This is a genomic window from Mesorhizobium sp. M8A.F.Ca.ET.021.01.1.1, from assembly GCF_003998025.1.
Classification (GTDB): Bacteria; Pseudomonadota; Alphaproteobacteria; order Rhizobiales; family Rhizobiaceae; genus Mesorhizobium.
On the sequence record NZ_RZSJ01000395.1, the window covers coordinates 1 to 5,898 of the forward strand.

Annotated in this window: 6 protein-coding genes; all 6 read left to right on the forward strand. The window is 62.6% G+C overall.

Annotated elements, in window-relative coordinates:
- Window positions 1-1,206 (forward strand): CpaF family protein (locus tag EOA36_RS24930; protein ID WP_145969293.1); only part of this gene is annotated, 1,206 nt, incomplete at its 5' end.
- Window positions 1,207-1,211: 5 nt separating this feature from the next.
- Window positions 1,212-2,177, forward strand: a complete 966-nt coding sequence (locus EOA36_RS24935; RefSeq protein WP_127279840.1) for a type II secretion system F family protein — start codon at window positions 1,212-1,214, stop codon at window positions 2,175-2,177.
- A 1-nt stretch (window position 2,178) separates the two neighbouring features.
- Window positions 2,179-3,141, forward strand: a complete 963-nt coding sequence (locus tag EOA36_RS24940) for a type II secretion system F family protein (protein ID WP_127279841.1) — start codon at window positions 2,179-2,181, stop codon at window positions 3,139-3,141.
- Between the two features lie 76 nt (window positions 3,142-3,217).
- Window positions 3,218-4,051 carry a hypothetical protein gene (locus tag EOA36_RS24945; RefSeq protein ID WP_189522126.1) on the forward strand — a complete coding sequence of 278 codons (834 nt, stop codon included), beginning with the start codon at window positions 3,218-3,220 and terminating at the stop codon, window positions 4,049-4,051.
- 153 nt (window positions 4,052-4,204) lie between these two features.
- On the forward strand, window positions 4,205-4,678 hold the full coding sequence (locus EOA36_RS24950) for a hypothetical protein (protein ID WP_127279842.1): 474 nt from the start codon (window positions 4,205-4,207) through the stop codon (window positions 4,676-4,678).
- Between the two features lie 173 nt (window positions 4,679-4,851).
- Window positions 4,852-5,898, forward strand: a 1,047-nt coding sequence (locus EOA36_RS24955) for a GGDEF domain-containing protein (protein ID WP_145969294.1), incomplete at its 3' end; no start/stop codon positions are given.

Below are 5,898 nucleotides of genomic sequence, written 5' to 3' on the forward strand. Positions count from 1 at the left end.
CTGGAGCGCTTGCCCAAGGACGAGATGCGCCGGCAAGTGCATGATTTCGTATCGGAAAAAACCCGCCAGGAGCGGATGGCGATCAATACCGCCGAACTCGACGCGCTGGTCGACGATATCGTCGACGAGATGGTCGGCCTCGGCCCGCTCGAGCCGTTGCTCAAGGACCCCGACATCAACGATATCCTGATCAACGGCCACCAGAACTGTTTCGTCGAAAAGAAAGGCAAGCTGCAGCAGGTCCACATCCCGTTCAAGGACGAGGCGCATCTGCTCAGAATCGTCAACAAGATCGTGGCCGCCGTCGGCCGCCGCGTCGACGAATCGCAGCCGATGGTCGACGCACGCATGCTGGACGGCTCGCGCTTCAACGCAGCCATCCGCCCGGTGGCCGTCGACGGTCCGCTGGTGTCGATCCGCAAGTTCTCCAAGAACAAGCTTGGCCTGCACAGGCTGGTCGAATTCGGCGCCATCACGCAGAACATGGCCGAAGTGCTGGCCGCGGCCGTGCATGCCCGCAAGACGACGATCATTTCGGGTGGCACCGGCACAGGCAAGACGACGATGCTCAACGCGCTGTCGGCCTTCATTCCGGAAGACGAGCGGCTGATCACCATCGAGGACGCGGCGGAGCTTCAATTGCAGCAGCCGCACGTCGCGCGCATGGAAACGCGCCCGGCCAATATCGAAGGCCATGGCGAGCTCAAACAGCGCGACCTGGTCAAGAACGCGTTGCGCATGCGTCCCGACCGCGTCATCCTCGGCGAGTGCCGCGGCGAGGAGGCATTCGACATGCTTCAGGCGATGAACACCGGCCATGAAGGGTCGATGGCGACCATCCATGCCAACACGCCTCGCGATGCCATTTCACGCCTCGAGCAGATGCTGGGCATGACCGGCATGCCGATGACGGTGCAGTCGATCCGCAGCCAGATCGCCAGCGCCATCGACATCATCGTCCAATTGACCCGGCTTTCCGACGGCAAGCGCAAGGTGACGAGCGTCGCCGAGGTGACCGGCATGGAGGGTGATGTCATCCAGATGCAGGAAATCTTCCGCTTCGTGCGCACCGGCATGGATGCCGACGGCAGCATTCTCGGCTATTTCGAGGCAACCGGGATCCGGCCGCGCTTCCTCGAGGACCTGCGAGCCATGGGCATCGACTTTCCGGGACGCTATTTCGAACCCGGCCGGCCGCAGGAGTAGCCGGGGTGTTCGACGGGTTCAGCGCGATCTATGTCGTCTATGCCGGGGCCGCACTGACCGGCATCATGGTCGCCGAGGCGGTCTACCTGCTCTATGCCGGCCGCAGCGACAAGCGCACCGCCATCAACCGGCGCATGAAACTTCAGGAAAACAAGATCAGCCAGGAGCAGGTGCTGATCCAACTGCGCAAGGAGCGCGGTCTCGACGCGGGAACGTCGCTGTTCTCGCCGGACCGGTTCCGTGCCTTGCGCACGCAGTCGGGCATGGTGATGCCACTCTCGAAATTCCTGATGATCACCTGCGGCGTGGCGATGGCCATGACTCTGTTCGCCATCTCGCGCGGCTTGCCGCTGTTGATGGGGCTCATTCTGTTCGTCGTGCTGGTGCCGCTGCTGCCGGTCATGGCGATGCGCTCCATGCGCAAGCGCCGGCTGAAACGTTTCGGCATGCAGTTGCCGGAGGCGCTGGAACTGATCACGCGGGGCCTCAAGGCAGGTCATCCGGTTCCGGTGGCGATTGCCATGGTGTCGCGCGAGATGCCCGATCCGATCGGTACGGAATTCGGCGTTATTGCCGACGAAGTCACCTATGGTTCCGACCTGGTCTCGGCGCTGAACTCGCTTTTCGACCGGGTCGGCCACGAGGACCTGCCGTTGTTCGTCACCGCCGTGTCGATCCAGACCAGTTCGGGCGGCAATCTGCGCGAAATCCTCGATGGGTTGTCGACGACGATCCGCGAACGCGGCAAGCTGCGCCGCAAGGTGCGCGCGATTTCGACGGAAGGCCGCTTGTCGGCCTACATTTTGACTGCCGTGCCGGCGCTGCTGTTCACCGCCATCATGGCCATGATGCCGGGATATTACAGCGACGTCTGGGGCGTGCCGAAGACGTGGTACATGATCGGCGGCTCGGTTACCTGGCTGATGCTGGGCAATCTGATCATGTTCAAGATGTCGAACTTCAGGTTCTGACATGCAGAGCGTCATCGAATTCCTCGCCTCGCTCGCGCCGGCCTCGCTGATGCCGGTTGCGGTCCTCTTGCTGCTCGTCGGAGTCGCCGCGGTCGCCTGGCCGATGGTGGCGGCGAAGGGTGACCGCAATGAAGTCAAGCGCCGGCTCAAGGTCGACCACGGTCCGGTGGCGGCCAAGCCCGAACCGGTGCAGAAGAAGAATAGCGGCGTCGTGCGCGAGAAGGCGGTGAAGAGGGCGCAGGAATTCTACGCCAAGAGCGACCCGGAAAATGTCGCCCGCCTGCGTTTGAAGCTCATCCAGGCCGGTTACATGGAGCCGCGCGCCGTCGGCATGTTCTTCCTCATCCGGTTCACGGCAATGATCGGCACGACGTTCGCCGTCTTCGTGCTCAACCGGTGGATGGCCAGCCCGGACGCTACCATGACCAGCCGGTGGACCTTCATCATCCTGTCGGGCGCTGCCGGCTATTTCTTGCCGGGTCTGGTGCTGACCCAGAAGGTTCGGGAAAAGATGCGCGAATACCGCAACGGCTTCCCCGATTTCATGGACCTGATGATCGTCTGCTCCGATGCCGGCATGAGCATGGAAGCGGGCGTCGAGCGCGTTTCGAAAGAACTCGCCAAGACCTATCCGTCGCTCAGCCAGAATTTGCAGCTCGTGTCGCTGGAGCTTCGGGCGGGACGCAGCCTCGACGACGCGCTGAAGGCGCTCGCCGATCGCCTCAGCCTGGACGAGGTGCGCTCCTTCGCCACGCTCCTGCAGCAGTCGAAGGAACTCGGCACCAGCCTGTCGGGCGCGCTCAGGGTGTTTTCAGATGAAATGCGCCACAAGCGCATGTCGCTGGCCGAGGAGAAGGCGCACGCCTTGCCGGCAAAGATGTCCGTGCCGGTCGTGGTCTGCATCCTGCCGGTGGTGCTGATGATCGCCGTCATTCCCATCATCGTCAAAATGACGGGTCACTAAAGCGCGCCGGTCGCGACCGATCAGCGCGACATGCACGCAATCTGGACCTGTAACGTCCGTAATCAGCGAGAAGTCCATGCGAATACTGTTGCCCACCCTGTTGCTGGGCCTCGCCGCGGCGGGCTTGTCACCCGCCCAGGCCGCGGCTGGCGATTGCGGCGATGCCGCCGCGTTGGTGCAGCAGGCCTATCCGAAGGCTCTCAAGAGCGCCGATGGTGCCTCATTCACGCTCGAGCCCCACACCAGCATCGCCTTGGCGCCTCAGGACAGCGATTCGCCATTCCGCCTGATCTGCAAGATCTGGCCCGCCCATGACGATCTGCTGCTGGTCGCGGTGCCGCTGACCGACAGCGCCCAATCCAGGGACGACGGGCATGTTGGCGATATCGAGCTTCTGGTCGTCGACAGGAACAGCAAGCAAGTGCGCCAGCGCTTGCTCCAGCCCGGGCTGATAACCGACGATGCCATCGCTATCCGCAAGATCGAATTCGATACCGGCCGCTATGGGTTGGCGCCCGGTGTCACCGCCTTTGGCCTGCGTATCGAGATGGCCAATCATTCGCAGGCCGATCCCTTCAGCGAAACCGACCTGCGGCTCTATGCCGTCGCCGGCGATGCACTGCGCATGGTGCTCGATGGTCTTGTCGTTGCCGGTAATGGTGGCGAAGGCGATACCAATTGCGCGGGATCCTTTCATTCCAGTCGGGTCAGCCTGACGATGGGCGCGGCGAGACATCACGGCTATCGTGACATCACCGCGGTCGAACGGACGGATACCGACGAGCCGTCCCCCGACACGGATGGCGAGTGCCAGTCTCATCCCGGCAAACCTGTGAACCGAACCTACCGGCTGCGCTATGACGGCAGCCGTTATCCGGTTCCGGGCGAGCTCAGGGCCATGGAGCCGTAAGAACCCTGCGGTATCGAGGCGTCGCGACCCGTGGTTAATGGCCGGTATTCGGGACACTAAAAGTTAGCCGCATTTCGGCACCGAAGCTTAATCGCTGTGCTGTAGTGTCTTTCCCTGAAGAACGACCCGGCAAATCGGGCGACGGGGCAGGGCATGCGTCAGATAAAATTTGCGGCGGTGGCCACGATGGCAACCGTCCTGATGATCACCGGGTGCACGACGAACACCAACGTCGACACGACCAAGACAACCGCCATCCAGCCGACTGCCAAGGATGTCGACACATCCGACCTGGCGGAAGGCAAGGCGCAGTTTCGCGACGCCAATTATGGTCTTGCCGAACAGCATTTCCGCAAGGCCGTCGAATTGAAGGCCGACAATGCGGAGGCCTGGATGGGGCTTGCGGCTTCCTATGACGAACTCGGCCGCTTCGACTTCGCCGACCGCGCTTATGGCCAGCTTTTGAAAGTCGCCGGCCGCAAACCGCGGATCGTCAACAATATGGGCTATTCGCAATTGTTGCGCGGCAACAAGACGAAGGCCAGGGCACTGCTGCTGGAGGCGAAGGCCGGCATGGCCGATCCCACCGTTGTCGACGCCAACCTCGCCTTGCTCAACAAGGGCTGATGCCGGTTGATCCTCGCGCCGGCCAGGGGTGCGGTTTCGGCACAGGTGGCATCGACGCTTTGTAAACCCTATCCGCAGGTTGGGTCGAGAGATTGCCTGAAAACCATGTCCGAGGGCTGCCGCTGACCTAGAATGCGGCGCAACCGCCGACGCTCGAGAGGCCCCCGCCCGATATGCTGGATTTCAGTTCGCTCCTGCTCGCAGCCGCGCTGTCGGGCATCTGTCTCAGTGTCACCATGTTCGCGATCTGGGCCACCGCGCCGCGGGCCGGATTCGTGCTGACGGTGGCATGCGGCATTCTCGTGCTCGTCGCGCATGTAATCCTGTTTTGGCGCTATACCAGGGAGCCCGATCCGCTGCTTTGCCAGATCGCGCTGGCGCTGCTCAGCCTGGGTTTTCTGATCATCTGCATTTCGGCCATGCAATATCTCGGTGTGCCGGACCACAGGCGTGTGATTGCTCCGACATTTGCCGCCATGGCCGTCTGTGCGGCCGTGACCTTCATGGGCCTTGACGGTATCGGTTTCGTGATCACCTACGCGACGGTTACCGTGCTGCTCTCGACGATCGGGGCCATGTTCTGGATCAATGGCAGTCACGATCGCCGCATCCTGCTGGTGGTTTCGTTCCTGAGCGGCACCTGTGCGTTGTCGTTTGCCCTTTGCGGCGTGGTTCTGATGGCCAAAGGGCAGTGGACGCTCGGTGTCGCGCCCGACAATTGGGCTGAACGCCTCAACTCTGTCGTGGCGGTGGCCTGTATGACCGGCCTCGGCGCTTTGACGCTTTCGCTCCACCATTTGCAGGCGCAGATCGAGCTGAAGGCCGAGACCATGACCGATCCGTTGACCGGGCTGATGAACCGCCGGGGCCTGACGTCGCTTTATGGCGAGCGCACCTTCGGCCCGTTCATGGCGATCGTCATGTTCGATCTCGATCACTTCAAACGGACGAACGACATCTATGGACACCCGGTCGGGGATCAGGTCCTGTGCCGTTTCGGTGCCGTCATCCGGAAATATGCCAGGACCGGGGTCGACGCCTTTCGCCTGGGCGGCGAGGAGTTCGCGATCGTCATGTCGCGGGTGACGGAAGAGCGGGCCTATGATCTTGCCAGCAAGATCGGTGTCGCTTTCGGCACGGAAGTCGTGCCCACGCCGCTCGGCCCCTTGCGCAGCACGGTCAGCGGCGGGATCGGGTTCGGCGAGGCCGACGGCCGCACC